This window comes from Streptomyces sp. 11-1-2 (genome assembly GCF_003595545.1).
Taxonomy (GTDB): Bacteria; Actinomycetota; Actinomycetes; order Streptomycetales; family Streptomycetaceae; genus Streptomyces; species Streptomyces hygroscopicus_B.
On the sequence record NZ_CP022545.1, the window covers coordinates 8,437,434 to 8,453,403 of the forward strand.

The 15,970-nt window shown below is 72.7% G+C and carries 14 protein-coding genes; 6 read left to right on the top strand and 8 right to left on the bottom strand.

Features of this window, described 5'->3' with window-relative positions:
• Window positions 1-14: 14 nt before the first annotated feature.
• Together CGL27_RS36225 and CGL27_RS52470 are read right to left on the bottom strand one after the other, a co-directional pair.
• A complete protein-coding gene (locus CGL27_RS36225) occupies window positions 15-404 on the bottom strand; it encodes a DUF2795 domain-containing protein (protein WP_078640300.1) in 390 nt (129 codons plus the stop codon).
• Window positions 405-1,115: 711 nt separating this feature from the next.
• Window positions 1,116-1,418 carry a hypothetical protein gene (locus tag CGL27_RS52470; protein WP_240450751.1) on the bottom strand — a complete coding sequence of 101 codons (303 nt, stop codon included), beginning with the start codon at window positions 1,416-1,418 and terminating at the stop codon, window positions 1,116-1,118.
• Window positions 1,419-1,494: 76 nt separating this feature from the next.
• Here CGL27_RS52470 and CGL27_RS36235 point away from each other — a divergent pair, with 76 nt between their 5' ends.
• Window positions 1,495-2,070, top strand: a complete 576-nt coding sequence (locus CGL27_RS36235) for a TIGR03086 family metal-binding protein (RefSeq protein WP_119991955.1) — start codon at window positions 1,495-1,497, stop codon at window positions 2,068-2,070.
• A 244-nt stretch (window positions 2,071-2,314) separates the two neighbouring features.
• Here CGL27_RS36235 and CGL27_RS36240 read toward each other — a convergent pair whose 3' ends face one another.
• From CGL27_RS36240 to CGL27_RS36260, 5 genes are all read right to left on the bottom strand, one after another.
• Entirely contained in the window at window positions 2,315-4,414 is a 2,100-nt protein-coding gene (locus tag CGL27_RS36240; RefSeq protein WP_119991956.1) for a catalase, read from the bottom strand.
• Window positions 4,411-4,965 carry a type 1 glutamine amidotransferase domain-containing protein gene (locus CGL27_RS36245; protein ID WP_119991957.1) on the bottom strand — a complete coding sequence of 185 codons (555 nt, stop codon included), beginning with the start codon at window positions 4,963-4,965 and terminating at the stop codon, window positions 4,411-4,413. The genes CGL27_RS36240 and CGL27_RS36245 overlap by 4 nt, the downstream gene beginning before the upstream one ends.
• Window positions 4,966-5,076: 111 nt before the next feature.
• Complete coding sequence (locus CGL27_RS36250; RefSeq protein ID WP_119991958.1) at window positions 5,077-6,906, bottom strand: thiamine pyrophosphate-requiring protein; 1,830 nt, start codon at window positions 6,904-6,906, stop codon at window positions 5,077-5,079.
• Window positions 6,907-7,063: 157 nt separating this feature from the next.
• On the bottom strand, window positions 7,064-8,029 hold the full coding sequence (locus tag CGL27_RS36255) for a TIGR03557 family F420-dependent LLM class oxidoreductase (protein ID WP_119991959.1): 966 nt from the start codon (window positions 8,027-8,029) through the stop codon (window positions 7,064-7,066).
• A 497-nt stretch (window positions 8,030-8,526) separates the two neighbouring features.
• Complete coding sequence (locus CGL27_RS36260; protein ID WP_119991960.1) at window positions 8,527-9,723, bottom strand: PAS domain-containing protein; 1,197 nt, start codon at window positions 9,721-9,723, stop codon at window positions 8,527-8,529.
• Between the two features lie 146 nt (window positions 9,724-9,869).
• Between CGL27_RS36260 and CGL27_RS36265 the strand changes: the two genes are divergently transcribed.
• Window positions 9,870-10,658, top strand: a complete 789-nt coding sequence (locus CGL27_RS36265) for a GAF and ANTAR domain-containing protein (protein ID WP_119991961.1) — start codon at window positions 9,870-9,872, stop codon at window positions 10,656-10,658.
• Here the strand turns inward: CGL27_RS36265 and CGL27_RS36270 are convergent.
• Entirely contained in the window at window positions 10,582-11,124 is a 543-nt protein-coding gene (locus CGL27_RS36270; RefSeq protein ID WP_119991962.1) for a hemerythrin domain-containing protein, read from the bottom strand. The genes CGL27_RS36265 and CGL27_RS36270 overlap by 77 nt on opposite strands.
• A 104-nt stretch (window positions 11,125-11,228) precedes the next feature.
• Between CGL27_RS36270 and CGL27_RS36275 the strand changes: the two genes are divergently transcribed.
• The 4 genes from CGL27_RS36275 (at window position 11,229) to CGL27_RS36290 (ending at window position 15,953) form a co-directional block, all read left to right on the top strand.
• Window positions 11,229-12,452, top strand: coding sequence for an aminotransferase class I/II-fold pyridoxal phosphate-dependent enzyme (locus tag CGL27_RS36275; protein WP_119991963.1), 1,224 nt, complete (start codon window positions 11,229-11,231; stop codon window positions 12,450-12,452).
• A 70-nt stretch (window positions 12,453-12,522) separates the two neighbouring features.
• Complete coding sequence (locus CGL27_RS36280; protein WP_240450752.1) at window positions 12,523-13,698, top strand: MBL fold metallo-hydrolase; 1,176 nt, start codon at window positions 12,523-12,525, stop codon at window positions 13,696-13,698.
• An 84-nt stretch (window positions 13,699-13,782) separates the two neighbouring features.
• Window positions 13,783-14,868, top strand: a complete 1,086-nt coding sequence (locus CGL27_RS36285) for a right-handed parallel beta-helix repeat-containing protein (protein WP_119991964.1) — start codon at window positions 13,783-13,785, stop codon at window positions 14,866-14,868.
• An 11-nt stretch (window positions 14,869-14,879) separates the two neighbouring features.
• Window positions 14,880-15,953 (top strand): methyltransferase, encoded by a 1,074-nt coding sequence (locus tag CGL27_RS36290; RefSeq protein WP_119991965.1) that lies wholly within the window; start codon window positions 14,880-14,882, stop codon window positions 15,951-15,953.
• Window positions 15,954-15,970 lie beyond the last annotated feature (17 nt).

Consider the following 15,970-nt stretch of genomic DNA (forward strand, 5'->3'; position numbering starts at 1 on the left):
GTCTGACGAGAGTCTTACGAGGCCGGGCGCAGCCCCAGCGCCGAGACCACCTCCTGCACCGTGTGGAACGTCCGGTCCGCGGGCAGTTCCTCGGCCAGAGCGATCAGACCGTCCGGTGTGTGCCGTTCCTCCAGGACGCGCAACAGCTCCTCACGATCGGCAGGGAACGACGTACGTCCCAGCCGGCGCGCGAATTCGAACCGCACCGCCTCGGCCTCGGCCTCGCCGGTCGTCCCGCGGGCCGGGACCGGCCCCAGGGTCACGTCCGGGTCGTCGTCGGCGGCCGGCTCCGGGTCGTGCCACTCCTCGGCACGGGTCGGGTGCCCGGAGCGGATCAGCCCCTGGAGCTCGTGCTTCATCTCGTCGTCCTTGTGGACGCTCAGCCGATCGCTGCCTCGCTGCATGTCGGTCCCCTTCCTCAGCGGGTCCGTATGTGTCTTCCGGGTCGGTCATCTTCCCGGTCGGTCATCTTCCGAGGTGGTCGTCTCCCGGGATGGTCAGTCCGCGCCGCCCTCGTACGGCCGGCGCACCGCACGGCAGGTGGCCCGGTCGGCGCCCTGCCCTGCCGGCCGGCGACTTGCCTGGCGGGCGGCGCGTTCCCGCTCCTGGGCCGCGGACTCGTCGGGGCGGTCGTAGAGCGGTTGGAGATGTCCGAGTCGCGTGTACTCCCTCCAGATTTCGCGTCCCCCACGCGTACCCGTCGCGATGGCATCGACACGAGGTTGTCGGGCGCGTTTGAGGACCCCGGGGGCGGGGACCCGTCGTGTGGCCGAGCGGCCCGTAGGGAGTCAGGGAGTGAGGAGCGGCGTCGGACGTGGGAGATCAGGGGCCGCGTTCGACGCCGTGCCCTGTCTTGCCCTGCGGATGTGCCCGCGTATCCGTGTTCCGTCCCGCGCCCCGCCCATGTTGGCTGGGACCTGTTAGCGACGATGGGGCACGGGTACCCGGCGGCGCATGACTGATAAATCGGGCTACCCGAAGGCGGGCATACCCTCGGCCGGGGACCTGGCGGAGCCGGTCGCACGGGCCGTCCGCGACGAAGTCCGCAGGGAGCTGCGGGAGCAGTCCGGGCGGCGCGCGGTCCGCCTCTACGGTGGCGCGGCGGCGGCCGCGCTCTACGCCGGGGGTGCGCTGACGGCGTGCCTGGTGCTGCTCTTCGCCCTCGCGCTTCCGGCGTGGGCGGCGGCGCTGATTGTTTTCGCGCTGTTGCTGGTGGCGGCGGGGTGGCTGAAGAACTCCGCGGCGCAGGCGTCGGGGCCGCGGCCGGGGCCGGGCGTGGCTTCTGGGCCGACCGCGCCTTCGGCACCCTCGGGGCCTTCGGGGCCTGCCCCGTCCACGGGCCCTTCGGGGCCCGCCGCTCCGGGTTCCGCTGGTCCCTCGGGCCCCTCCGGCCGCTCCGGGCCCTCCGCGCCTCCCACGCCGCCGACACCTCCGGCACCGGGGTCCGGGGCGCCTCCTCAGCCCCCTCAGCCTCCTCAGACGGGGTGATCGCCCATGACGGAGAATCCGCTGCTGGCCAGGCACGGCGAGGCGCTGGACCTCTTCACCGAACGGGTGCACGCGATCCGGCCCAATCAGTGGGACGACCCGACGCCCTGCGCCGAGTGGACCGTACGGGATCTGGTGAACCATCTCGCGGTCGAGCAGATGTGGGTGCCAGCGCTGGTCCGGGAGGGGGCGAGCGTCGCCGACCAGAGCAATGCGCTGGAAGGCGATCTGCTCGGTGACGACCCGGTCGCCACGTGGGACGTGGTGGTCGCCGCGGCGCGGGACGCCTTCCGCGAGCCGGGAGCCCTCGACCGGATGGTCGAACTCTCGTACGGAGAGAGCCCCGCCACGCATTACTGCGCCCAGATGACGGCTGACGCGGCCGTCCACGCGTGGGATCTGTCGCGGGCCATCGGGGCGGAGGAGCGCATTCCGAAGCCGCTGGTGGACTTTTCGGTGCGGGAGGTCGCGCCGTATGCGGCGGACTTGGAGGAGAGCGGGCTTTTCGCGGCGCCTGTGGAGCCACCGTCGGGGGCGGATGCGCAGGCCCGACTCCTGGCCCTGCTCGGCCGCGAGCCGTAGCGGGGGCGGGGCGTGCGTGCCTTGGGGCGTGCGTGCCTTGGGGCGCGGGTGCGTGGGCGCCTCCGGCGGAGAGCCCCCACCCCGCCCCTTCCCGAAACGAGGGGCTCCGCCCCTCGACCCCGCTCCTCAAACGCCGGAGGGGCTGGTGCCCCGGCTCCTCAAACGCCGTAGGCGGGGGTGTGGAGCGGAGGACACTCCGCTCCACACCCCCGCCCGCTTACCGGCCCACCGCGCCCCGCGCAATTCAGCAGCGGACCTGCGGGCGGTCCCAGTGCCGGTGGGCCGCTACCGCTTCGATGAAGGCCCTGGTGAATTCTTCGCTCGCCGCGCCCGTCGTCGTGTCCGTGACCACGCCGCGGTCGGCGCAGACGTGGCCGTGGCCGGAGGCGATGTGGAGGCCCTGCGGGTCGAGGGAGGAGAGGACGCCGACGCCTGAGCCGAGTGCGCCGATGGGTTTGCCGTGGCGGTAGGCGTCGCGGACGAAGCGCATGGCCGCGCTGTCGGAGGCCAGGTCGGGGGTGCCGGTGGGGCCGCCGGGGAGGAGGACGGCGTCGTAGAGGACGGACGCGACCGTGGGGAGGGCGCGGTCGACCGCGTAGCCGTTGCCGTCGGCGCCGACCACCTTGCCGTCGTGCGGGGCGAGGGCCTCGACGACGGCGCCCTGGGCGGTGAGTGCCTCCTGGGCCTGGGTGAGCTGGGCGGTGTCCACCCCGTCCGTGACCAGTACCGCGATCTGGCGGGTGCGGATCGAGCCGTCGCCCTGGAGGTTCTCCAGGCTCAGCGCGGGCGAGGCTTGCGGCTTGTGGTTGTTGGCGCCCGGTTCCGGCATCGCCACGCCGATGCCCTGGGCCACCTGCGAGGCCAGGTCGTAGTCGATCTGGGCCAGCTGCTCGACCGTGCGCTCCCGCACATGCATCGCGCCGACCTTGCCCAGCTCGAAGCGGAAGGCGTCCACGATATGGCGCTTCTCCCAGTCGCTCATGCTGTTCCAGAACAGCGCGGCCTGGCTGTAGAAGTCCTTGAAGGACTCGCTCCGCTCGCGGATCTTGTGGCCCTCGACCCGCTCCGCGTAGTGGGAGAAGGCGTAGCCGTCCGCGCCCGCGAGGGCCGGGCAGCCCCCGCCGAGTGAGTTGGGGGAGTAGTTGGTGCCCTTGTGGAGCATGGTCTGGTGGTAGCCGTCCCGGTGGTTGGTCCGGGCCGGGGTGACCGGCTGGTTGACCGGGAGCTGCGAGAAGTTGGGGCCGCCCAGCCGGATGAGCTGGGTGTCCAGATACGAGAAGTTCCGGGCCTGCAGCAGCGGGTCGTTGGTGAAGTCGATACCGGGGACGACGTTCCCGGTGTGGAAGGCCACCTGCTCGGTCTCCGCGAAGAAGTTGTCCGGGTTGCGGTTCAGGACCATGTGGCCGATCGGCCGCACCGGCACCTGCTCCTCCGGAATGAGCTTCGTGGCGTCGAGCAGATCGAAGTCGAAGTTGAACTCGTCCTCCTCCGGGATCAGCTGCACCCCCAGCTCGTACTCGGGGTACTGCCCCGCCTCGATCGCCTCCCACAGATCGCGCCGGTTGAAGTCCGGGTCGCGGCCCGCGGTCTCCTGCGCCTCGTCCCACACCAGCGAGTGGACGCCCAGCTTCGGCTTCCAGTGGAACTTCACGAAGGTGCCGTGCCCCTGCGCGTCCACGAAGCGGAAGGTGTGCACCCCGAAGCCCTGCATCATCCGGAAGCTGCGCGGAATCGCCCGGTCCGACATCAGCCACATCATCATGTGCATGGTCTCGGGCTGCAGGGAGACGAAGTCCCACAGGGTGTCATGGGCGGAGGCGCCGGTCGGGATGTCGTTCTGCGGCTCCGGCTTGAGCGCGTGCACGAAGTCGGGGAACTTGATCCCGTCCTGGATGAAGAAGACCGGCATGTTGTTGCCGACCAGGTCGTAGTTGCCCTCCGAGGTGTAGAACTTCGTCGCGAAGCCCCGCACGTCCCGCACCGTGTCCGCCGAGCCCCGGGGCCCCTGCACGGTGGAGAACCGTACGAAGACCGGGGTGCGCACGGACGGATCCTGGAGGAAGGCGGCGCGGGTGAACTCCGCGCAGGACTCGTACGGCTCGAAGTAGCCGTACGCGCCCGCGCCCCGCGCGTGCACCACCCGCTCCGGGATGCGCTCATGGTCGAAATGGGTCACCTTCTCGCGGAAGTGGAAGTCCTCCATCAGCGTCGGGCCGCGTTCGCCCACGGTGAGGGAGTCATCGGTGTGGTCGACCGCCACGCCCTGGTCGGTGGTCAGCGGTCCTTCGGCCGGGTCGGGGGCGCGGTAGTGGTCGCGCTGCCGCTCCTTGCGGTCCTCCGTCATGATGCCGATCCCTTCGTCGTCTTCGAGAACTCCTCCAGGAACGCCTCACTGAACGCCTTGAGATCATCGGGCTTACGGCTGGTGATCAGGGCGTTGGGACCGCTGGTGCAGACCTTGACCTGCTCGTCCACCCAGGTCCCGCCGGCGTTGGTGATGTCGGTGCGCAGACTCGGCCAGGAGGTCAGGGTGCGGCCGCGCAGCACATCGGCCTCCACCAGCGTCCAGGGGGCGTGACAGATCGCGGCCACCGGCTTCCCCGCGTCGAAGAAGCCCTTGGCGAAGGCGACGGCCGCCTTGTCCAGGCGCAGGAAGTCGGGGTTGGCGACCCCGCCGGGCAGCACCAGGGCGTCGTACTCCCCGACCGTGGCGTCCTTGACCACCTGGTCGACCTCGAAGGTGTCCGCCTTGTCGAGGTGGTCGAACGCCTGGATGCGGCCGGGCTTGGTGGACACCAGACGAGGGGCGCCCCCGGCGTCCCGGACCGACTGCCAGGGGTCGGTCAGCTCGACCTGTTCCACGCCTTCCGGGGCGACGAGAAAGGCGACCTTCATTGCTGCTCACGTCCTTCCGGTCCGGGTATCGCATTCGTCCGATGCGGCGGGTAGCCAGCGCGGACGGGGTCGAAACGGGTACCTCAGGGGCTACGGGTGGCCATGGGTACGTCAGGCGTCGTCCGTGGCGTCCGTGGCCTTGTCCTCCGCAGCCTTCTTCCGGTGCGGCAGGTACCCCTGCACCTTCGCCTTCAGGCCCTGGCGGACCATGCCCGCCCGGTCCGAGTCGCCCTTGATGATCGACTCGACCGTGGCCTCCATCTGCTCCCAGGTGGCATGCGGCGGGATCGGCGGTACGGCCGGATCGGTGAGGAACTCCACGACCGCCGGGCCGTCCGCGGCCAGCGCCTCCCGCCACGCCTGCTCGACCTGCTCGGGCTTCTCCACCCGGATGCCGGTCATGCCGAGCGATTCGGCGAACCGCGCGTAGGAGACGTCGGGGAGCTCCTGCGAGGGCAGGAACTGCGGCGCCCCGCCCATCGCCCGCATCTCCCAGCTGACCTGGTTGAGGTCCTGGTTGTTCCAGACGCCGATCACCAGCCGGGGGTCCTCCCACGTCTGGCGGTACTTGGCCACCGTGATCAGCTCCGCCATGCCGTTCATCTGCATCGCGCCGTCCCCGACCAGCGCCACCGCCGGCCGGTCCGGATGGGCGAACTTGGCGCCGATCGCATACGGCACCCCACAGCCCATCGTGGCCAGCGTGCCCGACAGCGAGGCGCGCATCTCGCCGCGCATCCGCAGATGGCGGGCGTACCAGTTGGCGACGGAGCCGGAGTCGCAGGTGATGATGGCGTCGGAGGGCAGCAGCGGATCCAGACAGTGGGCCACATACTCGGGGTTGATCGGGTCGGCGGACACCTCCGCGCGCTGGGATGTCACCTCGCGCCAGCGCCGTACGGCCGAGATGATCTCCTCCTGCCAGCCGCGCGCCTTCTTGCGCTCCAGTTGCGGCAGCAGCCGGAGCAGGGTCTCGCGCGCGTCGCCGACCAGATTGACCTCGTACGGATAGCGCATCCCGATCATGTGCGGATCGAGATCGATCTGGACGCCGCGCGCCTTGCCGAACTCCGGCAGGAACTGGGCGTACGGAAAGCTGGAGCCGATCGTCAGCAGCGTGTCGCAGTCCCGCATCATCTCGTACGAGGGCCGGGTGCCCAGCAGCCCGATGGACCCGGTGACATAGGGCAGTTCATCGCTGAGCACATCCAGGCCGAGCAGCGCTTTGGCGACACCGGCGCCGAGGGTCTCGGCGATCCGCTGGACCTCCGCGCGCGCCCCGGCGGCGCCCTGGCCGACCATGATCGCCACCCGCTCGCCCGCGTTCAGCACCTCCGCGGCCCGCTCCACCGCGGTGCTGGACGGCACCGCGGACCAGCCGCTGCGGTCCAGGCTGGAGGGCACCATCTTGAACTCATGGGTGGGCGGGGAGTAGTCCAGCTCCTGCACATCCGCCGGGATGATCACGGCGGTGGGGGCGCGGCGGGCGTAGGCGGTGCGGATCGCCCGGTCCAGGACATTGGGCAGCTGCTCGGGGACGGTGACCGTCTCCAGGAAGTCGGAGGCCACGTCCTTGAAGAGGCTGTGCAGATCCACCTCCTGCTGGTACGAGCCGCCCATCGCGCTGCGGTGGGTCTGGCCGACCAGGGCCACCACCGGCACATGGTCCAGTTTGGCGTCGTACAGCCCGTTCAGCAGGTGGATCGCGCCGGGGCCCGAGGTGGCCGCGCACACCCCGAGGCGCCCGCTGAACTTGGCGTAGCCGACGGCGTCGAAGGCCGCCATCTCCTCGTGCCGGGCCTGGATGAACCGGGGCTCGTTCTCGGCCCGCCCCCATGCGGCGAGCAGGCCGTTGATGCCGTCCCCCGGGTAGCCGAAGACATGCTCGACACCCCACTCGGACAGTCGGGCGAGGATGTAGTCGGCCACTTTCATGGTCATGGTGGGTCATCGCTCCTCTCGGTGGTTCAGCCGTTCTCACGGTTCGGGGCGGGCCGTTCCCCGCCGGGCGCCCGTGGCGGCCCTCACTCGGCCACGTGTGGCGGTCCTCCACCGGCCACGCGTGGCGGTTGTCGGCCCCGGCCCCCCGCGGCGGTTCTCAGCGGGCCACCTGCGGCAGCACCTTGGTGCGGTAGAAGTCGAAGAAGCCCCGCTGGTCGGGGCCGATCTGATGGACGTAGACGGTGTCGAATCCGGCGTCGGCGTACGCGTTCAGCGCGCCGATATGCGCCTCCACGTCATCCCCGCAGACCACCTTTTCGGCCAGCCGCTCGGGGGTGACGAGCCGGGCGGCCTGCTCGAACTGGCCCGGGGTGGTCAGCGTCGACAGCACCCCGCCGGGCAGCGCCTCGGTCGGCCACAGCCGGTGGGCGGTGCGCAGCGCCTCGTCGGCGTCCGGGCCGTAGCAGACCTTCACCCCGCCGCGGACCGGTTTGCTGTTGCCCCCGGCGCCGCTGCCGCGCCGGAACCGGGCCACCAGCTCCGCGTCCGGGACCGTGGTGATGAAGCCGTCGCCGACCCGCCCGGCCAGCGCGGCGGCGGCCGATCCGAACGCCGCGATGTCGATGGGCACCGGCTCCTCGGGCACCGTGTACAGCCGTGCGTTCTCCACCGTGTAGTGCTTGCCGTGATGGGTGACGCGGCGCCCCTCGAAGAGCTGGCGCATCAGCATCACGGCCTCTTCCAGCATCTCCAGCCGGATCGGCGCGGGCGGCCAGCGGTCGCCCAGCACATGCTCGTTCAGCGCCTCGCCGCTGCCCACGCCCAGCCGGAAGCGGCCCTCCAGCAGCACCGAACCGGTCGCGGCGGCCTGGGCCACGATGGCCGGGTGGATACGGATGATGGGGCAGGTCACCGCGGTCTGCACGGGCAGGCTGGTGGCCTGCGCGAGTGCGCCGATCACCGACCAGACGAAGGGACTCTGGCCCTGGGCGTCGTTCCAGGGGTGGTAGTGGTCGGAGATCCACAACGCGCTGAAACCGGCCTGCTCCGCCATCCGGGCCTGCTCGACGAGGTCCGCGGGCCCGTGTTCTTCGGCGGCCAGGAAATAGCCGTACTCGGTCATGGGCCCTCCTCGAGCGCGGAGCCGGCGAATGTCGGCAGATGCGACGGGTAACCGGCGCCAGGTGAAGGAAACCTCGTTTGATCCGGCGCGGGACGGGCACGTGGGTCGCCCGGTGCTGGGGCGGCACGCGCCCGGCGCTGGGGTACGCGCTGTGCCGAACGGGCACGCGCGCCCCGCGCTGGAACGGGCATGCGCCCGGTGTGCTGACGGGCACCCGCCCAGTGGGCTACGGACCGCCGCCCTGCCGGACGGGCCGTCGATCCCGCCCGTGGCCGGGGAGGTCAAGCGGTACTTTCAGGGCCAGATCGCGGACCGGCTCGGTGCCTCCCGGACGCACGTCTTCCGCCCGATCGGCGACACCCGCCCTACGCGCCCGCCCGCCCAGGCGGGCCGGTGCCGGTGCAGCCTGGGCCGGGGCTGGACGCGGGTCGGACGGGTCGGCGGCTGCTGCCTGAGCCGGGACCGGAAGCGGGTCAGGCTCCGGCTCAGGCCCCGGCTCACGCCCCCGGCGCCGGTGCGCGCCGAGCCGTACGCGGCATGGCCAGGGCGACATGGCGGGAGATCCGGTCCGCCACGCCCGCCTCCGCCATCTCGAAGGCGCCGCGCCCGCCCGTACGGAAGAGCGTGAGCGCCCCGCGGACCGGATCCGTGGCGGAGGCGCGCAGGGGTATGCACAGCAGCGAGGTGACCTCCTCCCGCACCAGCACGGGCGCACCCGTCGCGTCCCGGCCGAAGGCGTCGGCGTCGGCCGGGCTCACCCGCAGCGCGGAGACCCCGTCGGACAGCGCGTCCACCACCAGGGGGCAGTCGGCCGGGTCCTGCTCGGCCAGGGACGCCGTACGGTCGCCCACCGCGTCCCGCGGGCCGAGCGCGACCACCCGGCGCGGGGCGCCGGGACCGCTCTCCGGGGCCAGGTCGGCGATCACCCAGTCCGCGAACCGGCCGTGCAGCACCTCCGCGGCCCTGGCCAGCACGGCCTCCGGACCGCCCCCGGCCAGCGCCACCCTCAGCAGCGCCGCCGCCATGTCGTCGGCCAGGTCCAGCAGTTCGGCATGGCGGGTCACCTCCGCCAGGTCCGGCCGGGACTCCGGGCGCCGCGCCCCGGCCGTCCCCTCGCCCGCCGGGGGGCCGGTCATCCCGGGCTGGAACGCCGCCAGCACCGCCGGATGGGGTTCGCCCGGCGGTCGCAGCGCGGCCAGGGTCACCCGCACCTCACCGTCGGCCGACGGCTGCGACAGCCGCACCGTCAGACTGCGGTCGCCCTCGCCGCGCGCGACCGCGGCGACCTGCGAGCGCAGCGCCGCCTGCCCGTCGCGCCGCAGCGAGGCGGCGAGCGGGCGCCCGGTGGCGTATCCGGCGCGGGTGTTGAAGAGCTGGGTGGCGGCGAAGTTCATGCGCCGCACCACGGTGTCGCGGTCCAGCAGGACCGCCGGGACCGGCAGCCGCTGGAACAGCGCCCGCAGCAGTTGCTGCTCCTGCGGGTCGGCCCGGTCCCCACCGCGGCTCCGGGAGGCCGCCGTCAGCCCCTCGTACCGCGGCCACAGCACGTCGGCCACGTGCTGGAGCTCGAAAAGAGCGGCGTCCAGCAAGGACAGCCGCTCCTGCGCGGGCAGCGAGGCCCGCGCGGTCCGCAATTCGTCCACCCGTCTGCGGAAATCTGTGAGCTCCGCACCAAACTCCTGAGCGCCTGGCATGGGCACACCGTAGCCTGACCGGACGCGGCGGACGGCCCGGGTGTCGTTTTCCGCTCAATGCCGTGGGAAGGCGAAGAAATCGGGGCCCGGACGGGGACGGGGCCGTAAGCGCACATCGCACCGGAGCGAAAGGAGCGGACCCGGCGATGCCCGACCGTACGCACATCCGCACGGCCTGCCAGACCGACGCGCCCTCCCTCGGCCGCGGCCTGGCCGAACTGGCCGAGCAGGCCGCCGCGGGCACGCCCGACAGCTGCGGGGCCACCGCCACCGCCGTGCTCGCCGAGGAGTCCTCCGGCGCCGCCGCCGCCGACCGGACCACGGCGGCCACCCACCCCGATCTGTCCGCGCTGGTGTCGGTCCAGATGCGCGCCGGGGAGGGCCCGATCCTCGCGGCGCTCGACACCGGCCGCCCGGCGGGCGCCGACGATCTGCTCCACGACGACCGCTGGCCGCGCTACCGGGCCCGGGCGCTGGACGCGGGCGTCCGGTCCACCGCCACCCTGCCCTTCGTCTGCGACGGGCTCACCGTGACCATCTCGGTCTACGGGCTGCGCCCCGGCCCCCTGAAGAAGGCCGCCCAGGGCGCCACCGAGCTGCTCGGCGACCTGGCCACCGAGAGCATGGCCCGGGACCGGCTCTACCGCGCCGCCCTCGTCCAGGTCGACCAGCTGGACACGGCGCTGCGCACCCGGCCGGTGGTCGACCAGGCGTGCGGCATCGTCATGTACGTCCTGGGGTGCGACGCGGACCAGGCGTTCGATCTGCTGCGCCGGTTCTCCCAGCGGACCAACAACAAGCTGGCGGAGCTCGCCGAGACCGTGGTGCGCACCCGCGGCCGTGGCCTGGAGAAGGAGCTCATCGCGTTCGGCCGGTCAGCCGCTCCCGGACGCGGTCGGCCAGCGTCCGGCCCGGACCGGGACCTTCCGGGCTGACCGGGGGTACGCCCTGCGCCGCGGCCGCCGCCTCACCGACGCGCAGGCCCAGCATCATCCGCTCCTCGGGCGTGAGCCGCTCCCGCAGCTCGGGGAAGACGAGGTCCTCCTCGCCGCGGATATGCATGGACACCACGTCCATCAGATCCCGTACCAGCGGGTCGAACCGCCGGTCCCGGGGGTCCACGCCGTCCAGGTCGGACAGGATCCGCTCGGCCTCGGTCAGCTCCTCGATCTCCTTGTCGGCGATCCGGTCGCCGTTCGGCAGCGCCTTGCGGACCGTGGGGTACAGATAGATCTCCTCGGCCACGGAGTGCCGCACCACCTCCACCGTCATCCGGTCGACGAGCTGCCGCCGCTGGTCGGGGTCGGTGGTGGCGCGGTACCCCTCGAAGAGGTTGCGCACCGCGTGGTGGTCCGCGGTGAGGACGTCCACCACATCGTGCTGTTCCGGCATGGCTGTCATGGCGCCCGGGTCCCCCGGCCGCCTTCCGCGAAACGGCGCCGGAGATCTGCGAAGGTGGACATACGCAGGTGGTGACGCGTCCGGCGCGGGCGGAGGTGTGGCGAATGCAGCGGCAGTGGACCGCCCCGGCTCCGGCGGACCGGGACGACGGCGGGCTGCCGGTCCTCCCGGAGCTGCTCGACAGCTTCGTCGCGACGGCCGGCCGCACCGCGCCGGAGCCGGTCGGCGGCTCGGCCGGGCTGCGCTCGGCGGCCTGCGACTACTGGTCGCGGCGCGGGCTGTGGACCGACCCGGAGCATGTCGTGGTCGCCCCCGGCGCCGAGCCGCTGCTGCTGGCGCTGCTCGCCTCGGCCCCCGGCGGCGATGTACTGCTGCCCCGCCCCTGCGCCGCCTGGTACGCGCCGCTGGTACGGCTGGTGAACCGGCGCGCCCACCACGCGCCCGTCCCGGCCGAATGCGGTGGGCTGCCCGATCCGTTCGCGCTGCTGGAGATCGTCCGCAGGATCCGCGCCGAGGGCGGGGTGCCCAGGGTCCTGCTGCTCTCGGTGGCCGACGACCCCACCGGCACCGTGGCCCCGCCCGAGCTGCTGCACGAGGTGTGCGAGGCGGCCGTGGCCGAGGGGCTGCTGATCGTCAGCGATGAGACCTGGCGGGACACCGTCCACCATCCGCACGGCACGGTGCTGCTCAGCCCCGCCGAGATGAGCCCCGAGAACGTGATCGTGCTCTCCGATCTGGTGGGCGCCTTCACTCCGGCGGGCTGGCCCGCCGCGATCGCCCGGTTCCCGGCCACCGAGCGCGGTGTGGAGCTGCGCGGCCGGGTGCTGTCCCTGCTCACCGCCGTACGCTCCGGGCTGCCCGCGTCCATCACGGCGGCCACCGTGTACGCCCTCGGCGAGCCCGAGCCGGTCCGGGGCCGGATGGCCGCCGCGGCCCGGGCGCACGGGGCCGTGGCCGCGGCCGCCTACCGCGCGCTGACCGCCGTCGGGGCGCTGGCCCGCCCGCCGCAGGCCGGCCGCCATCTCTACGCCGACCTCGACGAGCTGCGCGGGGTGCTCGCCGCCCGTGGCATCACCGACTCGGTGGAGCTGGAGCGCGAGCTGGTGCGGCGGATCGGCCGGAGCGTGGCCGGGGGCCATCGCTTCGGCGACCCCCCGCACACCCTGCGGCTCCGGCTGGCGACGCTGCCGCTGCTCGGCGCGGCGGAGGAGTTGCGGCTGCGGGCGCTCCAGGCGCCCGATCCGCTGGAACTGCCCCATGTGGCCGCGGCGTTGGCCGCCTTCGAGTCGGCCTTCCGTGACCTGATCGAGGACGGTCCGGTGGCCTGAGCCGCCCGGGACCGCAGCCATGACGCGCCGGCACGGAAGGGCCGGACCAGAGAGGGAAGGGAGCCAGGCCATGACCGAGCAGGCCGAGCCGGCGGAACCGGCCGAACGGCCCCGGCCGCTCCCGGCCACGTCCGATCCGGCCGTCCCCGATCCGGCTATCCCTGATCCGATCGCCTCCGATCCGGCGGCCCCCTGGTCGGCCACTTCCGAGCCGGCCGGCCCCGGTCCGGTCACCTCCGATCCGGCCGCCCCCGGTCCAGCCATCCCCGACTCGACCGCCCCCCGTCCGCTGTACGAGATCCGCCGCTGGCCGCGGTCGTTCGCCGATCGGCTCACCTCCCCGCTGCCGGGGGTGCGGGCGGTGGCCCGGCTGGCTCGGGAGGGGCGGCTCAGACCGTCCGTGGAGTCGCTCCGCCAGATCCCCGAGCTGCCCTTCGAACCGGGGCCGCTGCCGTTCCCCGTCCCCGGCCGGACCGCGCTCACCTGGGCGGGACACGCCAGTTGGGTGGTGCGGATCGGCGGGCTCACCGTGCTCACCGACCCGGTCTGGTCCCGCAGGATCCTCGGCACCCCGGCCCGGGTCACTCCGGTGGGGGTCCGCTGGGAGGATCTGCCGCCCGTCGACGCGGTCGTCATCAGCCACAACCACTACGACCATCTGGACGCACCCACCGTCAAACGGCTGCCGAGGACGACGCCGGTCTTCGTCCCGGCCGGGCTCGCCGGCTGGTTCCGGACCCGCGGATTCACCCGGGTGACCGAGCTCGACTGGTGGGAGGCGGCCGAACTGCCCGGCGAGGACGGCCCGGTCCGCTTCGACTTCGTCCCGGCGCACCACTGGAGCAAGCGCACTCTCACCGACACCTGCCGCTCGCTGTGGGGCGGATGGGTCATCACCGCGCCCGGCGGCCGACGGGTGTACTTCGCCGGGGACACCGGCTACGGCCACTGGTTCCGGCAGATCGGCCGCCGCTACCCGGGCATCGATCTGGCGCTGCTGCCCATCGGCGCCTATGAGCCGCGCTGGATGCTGGACGGGGTGCACACCGATCCGGAGGACGCCGTACGGGCGCATCAGGACCTGGGGGCGCGGGTGCTGGCGCCCATGCACTGGTCGACCTTTCTGCTCGCGGCCGAGCCGCCCCTGGAGCCGCTGCACCGGATCCGCGCGGCCTGGGAGGCCACCGGCCGCCCGCGCGCGGAGCTGTGGGATCTGCCGGTCGGGGCCTCGCGCGTGCTCGAATAGGGGGCCAAGTGGGGGAATCCGGTGCATAGGTGACAGGCAGATCATAAGTGGCGAGTGGTGCGGAGCGCACCTAGCTTCCTGTTCATGCGCACTCCGAAACTTCGTCACCTCGCCGGCCTCACGGCCGTCCTCGTCATCGAACTCGCCCAGCTCCCCGGAGCCCACGCCGCCCCCGTCGACCCCGCCGACCAGGCCGCGACCCGCCATGTGGTGCAGCCGGGCCAGTCCGTCCAGGCCGCCGTGGACGCCGCCAAGCCCGGCGACACCATCGAGCTCCGGCCCGGCACCTACCGGGAGAACATCCAGATCACCACCGACCGGCTGACCCTGCTCGGCGCGGGCGAGAGCACCGTGCTCTCCCCGGCCGCGAAGCCGTCGGACAACGCCTGCGGCGCGGCCGGTCACGGCATCTGCGTCACCGGGACGGCCGAAGACCCCGTCTCGGATGTACGGATCGGCTCACTGAAGGTCACCGGCTTCGCCAAGAACGGCATCTGGGGCTCCGGCACCGACCGGATGACCGTGCGGGACACCGTCGCCGAGGACAACGGCCAGCAGGGCATGGGCCAGGAGATGTCCACCCGCGGCACCTTCGCCGACAACGTCTCGCGGAGCAACAAGCAGTCCGGCATCTTCCTGGCCAACACCATGGACGCCGAGGGCGGCGCCACCGACGCCCTGGGCACCCTGGTCGCCGGCAACCAGCTCAGCGGCAACCGGACCGGTGTCGTGGTCCGCCGGCTGCGCGACCTCACCGTCGAGCGGAACACCATCACCGGCAACTGCGCCGGGGTGTTCGTCGTCGGCGACGAATCGACCCCGCGCGCCGGGGACCTGAACGTCCGCCACAACTCCGTGTACGAGAACAACGCCTACTGCGAGGCCACCGACCGGCTCCCCTTCATCCAGGGCGCGGGCATCGTGCTCACCGGCACCGAGGGCACCCGGGTGACGGGCAACCAGGTGACCGGCAACGTGGGCACCTCGCCCATGTCCGGCGGGATCGTGCTGTTCACCAGCTCCGTGGGCGCCCCCAACGCCAAGAACGCCATCAGCCGGAACGTGATGAGCGGCAACAAGCCCGCCGACCTGGCCGACCGGGACAAGGGCCCCGACAACACCTTCACCGACAACGTGTGCGAGCTGTCCGCGCCCACGGGCCGGTGCTGAGAGGCGACGTCATGACCACTGTGGACACCACCACCCCCGGGGCCGCGGCACAGCCCCCACCGGCCGCGCTCCCGCCGCCCATGCGACTGCGGGAGATCGTCTTCGGCGCCGCACGGGCGGCCTCCGTGCGCGCCGCGGTCCGGCTGCGGATCGCCGACGCGCTGGGGGAGCAGCCCGCCTCCATCGGCGAACTGGCCTCCGCCGTGGACGTCGAGCCCGATCCGCTGCGCCGGCTGCTGCGCTCCCTGGCCTGCTGTCAGATCTTCGCGGAGACCGCGGACGGCCACTTCCGGCACACCGAGATGTCCCGGCTGCTGCGCGAGGACACCCCGGGCAGTCTGCGGAACATCGCCCTGTGGTGCACCGAGCCGTGGACCTGGGAGGCGTGGCCGCTGCTGGACCGGGCGGTGCGCGGCGGCGGCTGTGTCGTCAATGAGATCTACGGCAAGGATTTCTTCGCCTATCTCCATGAGGACGCGCCCGAGTCGGCCCGGGTGTTCGACGCCGCGATGACCACCTCCAGCCGGCAGTCCGCCGCCGATGTCGCCGCCTTCCTCGACCTCGACGGGGTCAAGGACGTGGTGGACATCGGCGGCGGCCAGGGCCATGTGCTGGCGAGCCTCCTGGAGCGGCATCCGGCGCTGCAGGGCGCGCTGCTGGACCTGCCGCAGGTGGTGGCCAACGCCGATCCGCGGCTGCGGGACGGCGGGCCACTGGCCTCGCGGGCGACGCTGGTGCCCGGTGACTGCCGTCGTGAGGTCCCCGTCGAGGCCGACCTCTACATCATCAAGAACATCCTCGAATGGAACGACGAGAGCACCCGCCGGACGCTCGCCAACGTGGTCGCGGCGGCGCGGCCCGGCGCCAGGGTGGTCGTCATCGAGAACCTCGTCGACAACAGCCCCTCCTCCTTCACCACGGCGATGGACCTGTTCCTGCTGCTCAACGTGGGCGGCCGGAAGCACACCGAGGACAGCATGGTGACGCGGATGACCGAGGCCGGTCTGAACGTGACCGACATCCGGCCGGTCAACGGCGCGCTGCACGCCTTCGACTCCACGGTGCCCGCCACGGGCCGCCGCTAGCCGCACACGCCACGCAC

Coding starts and splice junctions, on each gene's coding strand:
- CGL27_RS36280 (WP_240450752.1), top strand. CDS start 12,523: ATGACCGAGCAGGCCGAGCCGGCGGAACCGGCCGAACGGCCCCGGCCG.
- CGL27_RS36260 (WP_119991960.1), bottom strand. CDS start 9,723: ATGCCAGGCGCTCAGGAGTTTGGTGCGGAGCTCACAGATTTCCGCAGA.
- CGL27_RS36275 (WP_119991963.1), top strand. CDS start 11,229: ATGCAGCGGCAGTGGACCGCCCCGGCTCCGGCGGACCGGGACGACGGC.
- CGL27_RS36270 (WP_119991962.1), bottom strand. CDS start 11,124: ATGACAGCCATGCCGGAACAGCACGATGTGGTGGACGTCCTCACCGCG.
- CGL27_RS36245 (WP_119991957.1), bottom strand. CDS start 4,965: ATGAAGGTCGCCTTTCTCGTCGCCCCGGAAGGCGTGGAACAGGTCGAG.
- CGL27_RS36290 (WP_119991965.1), top strand. CDS start 14,880: ATGACCACTGTGGACACCACCACCCCCGGGGCCGCGGCACAGCCCCCA.
- CGL27_RS36265 (WP_119991961.1), top strand. CDS start 9,870: ATGCCCGACCGTACGCACATCCGCACGGCCTGCCAGACCGACGCGCCC.
- CGL27_RS36235 (WP_119991955.1), top strand. CDS start 1,495: ATGACGGAGAATCCGCTGCTGGCCAGGCACGGCGAGGCGCTGGACCTC.
- CGL27_RS36250 (WP_119991958.1), bottom strand. CDS start 6,906: ATGACCATGAAAGTGGCCGACTACATCCTCGCCCGACTGTCCGAGTGG.
- CGL27_RS36255 (WP_119991959.1), bottom strand. CDS start 8,029: ATGACCGAGTACGGCTATTTCCTGGCCGCCGAAGAACACGGGCCCGCG.
- CGL27_RS36240 (WP_119991956.1), bottom strand. CDS start 4,414: ATGACGGAGGACCGCAAGGAGCGGCAGCGCGACCACTACCGCGCCCCC.
- CGL27_RS36225 (WP_078640300.1), bottom strand. CDS start 404: ATGCAGCGAGGCAGCGATCGGCTGAGCGTCCACAAGGACGACGAGATG.
- CGL27_RS36285 (WP_119991964.1), top strand. CDS start 13,783: ATGCGCACTCCGAAACTTCGTCACCTCGCCGGCCTCACGGCCGTCCTC.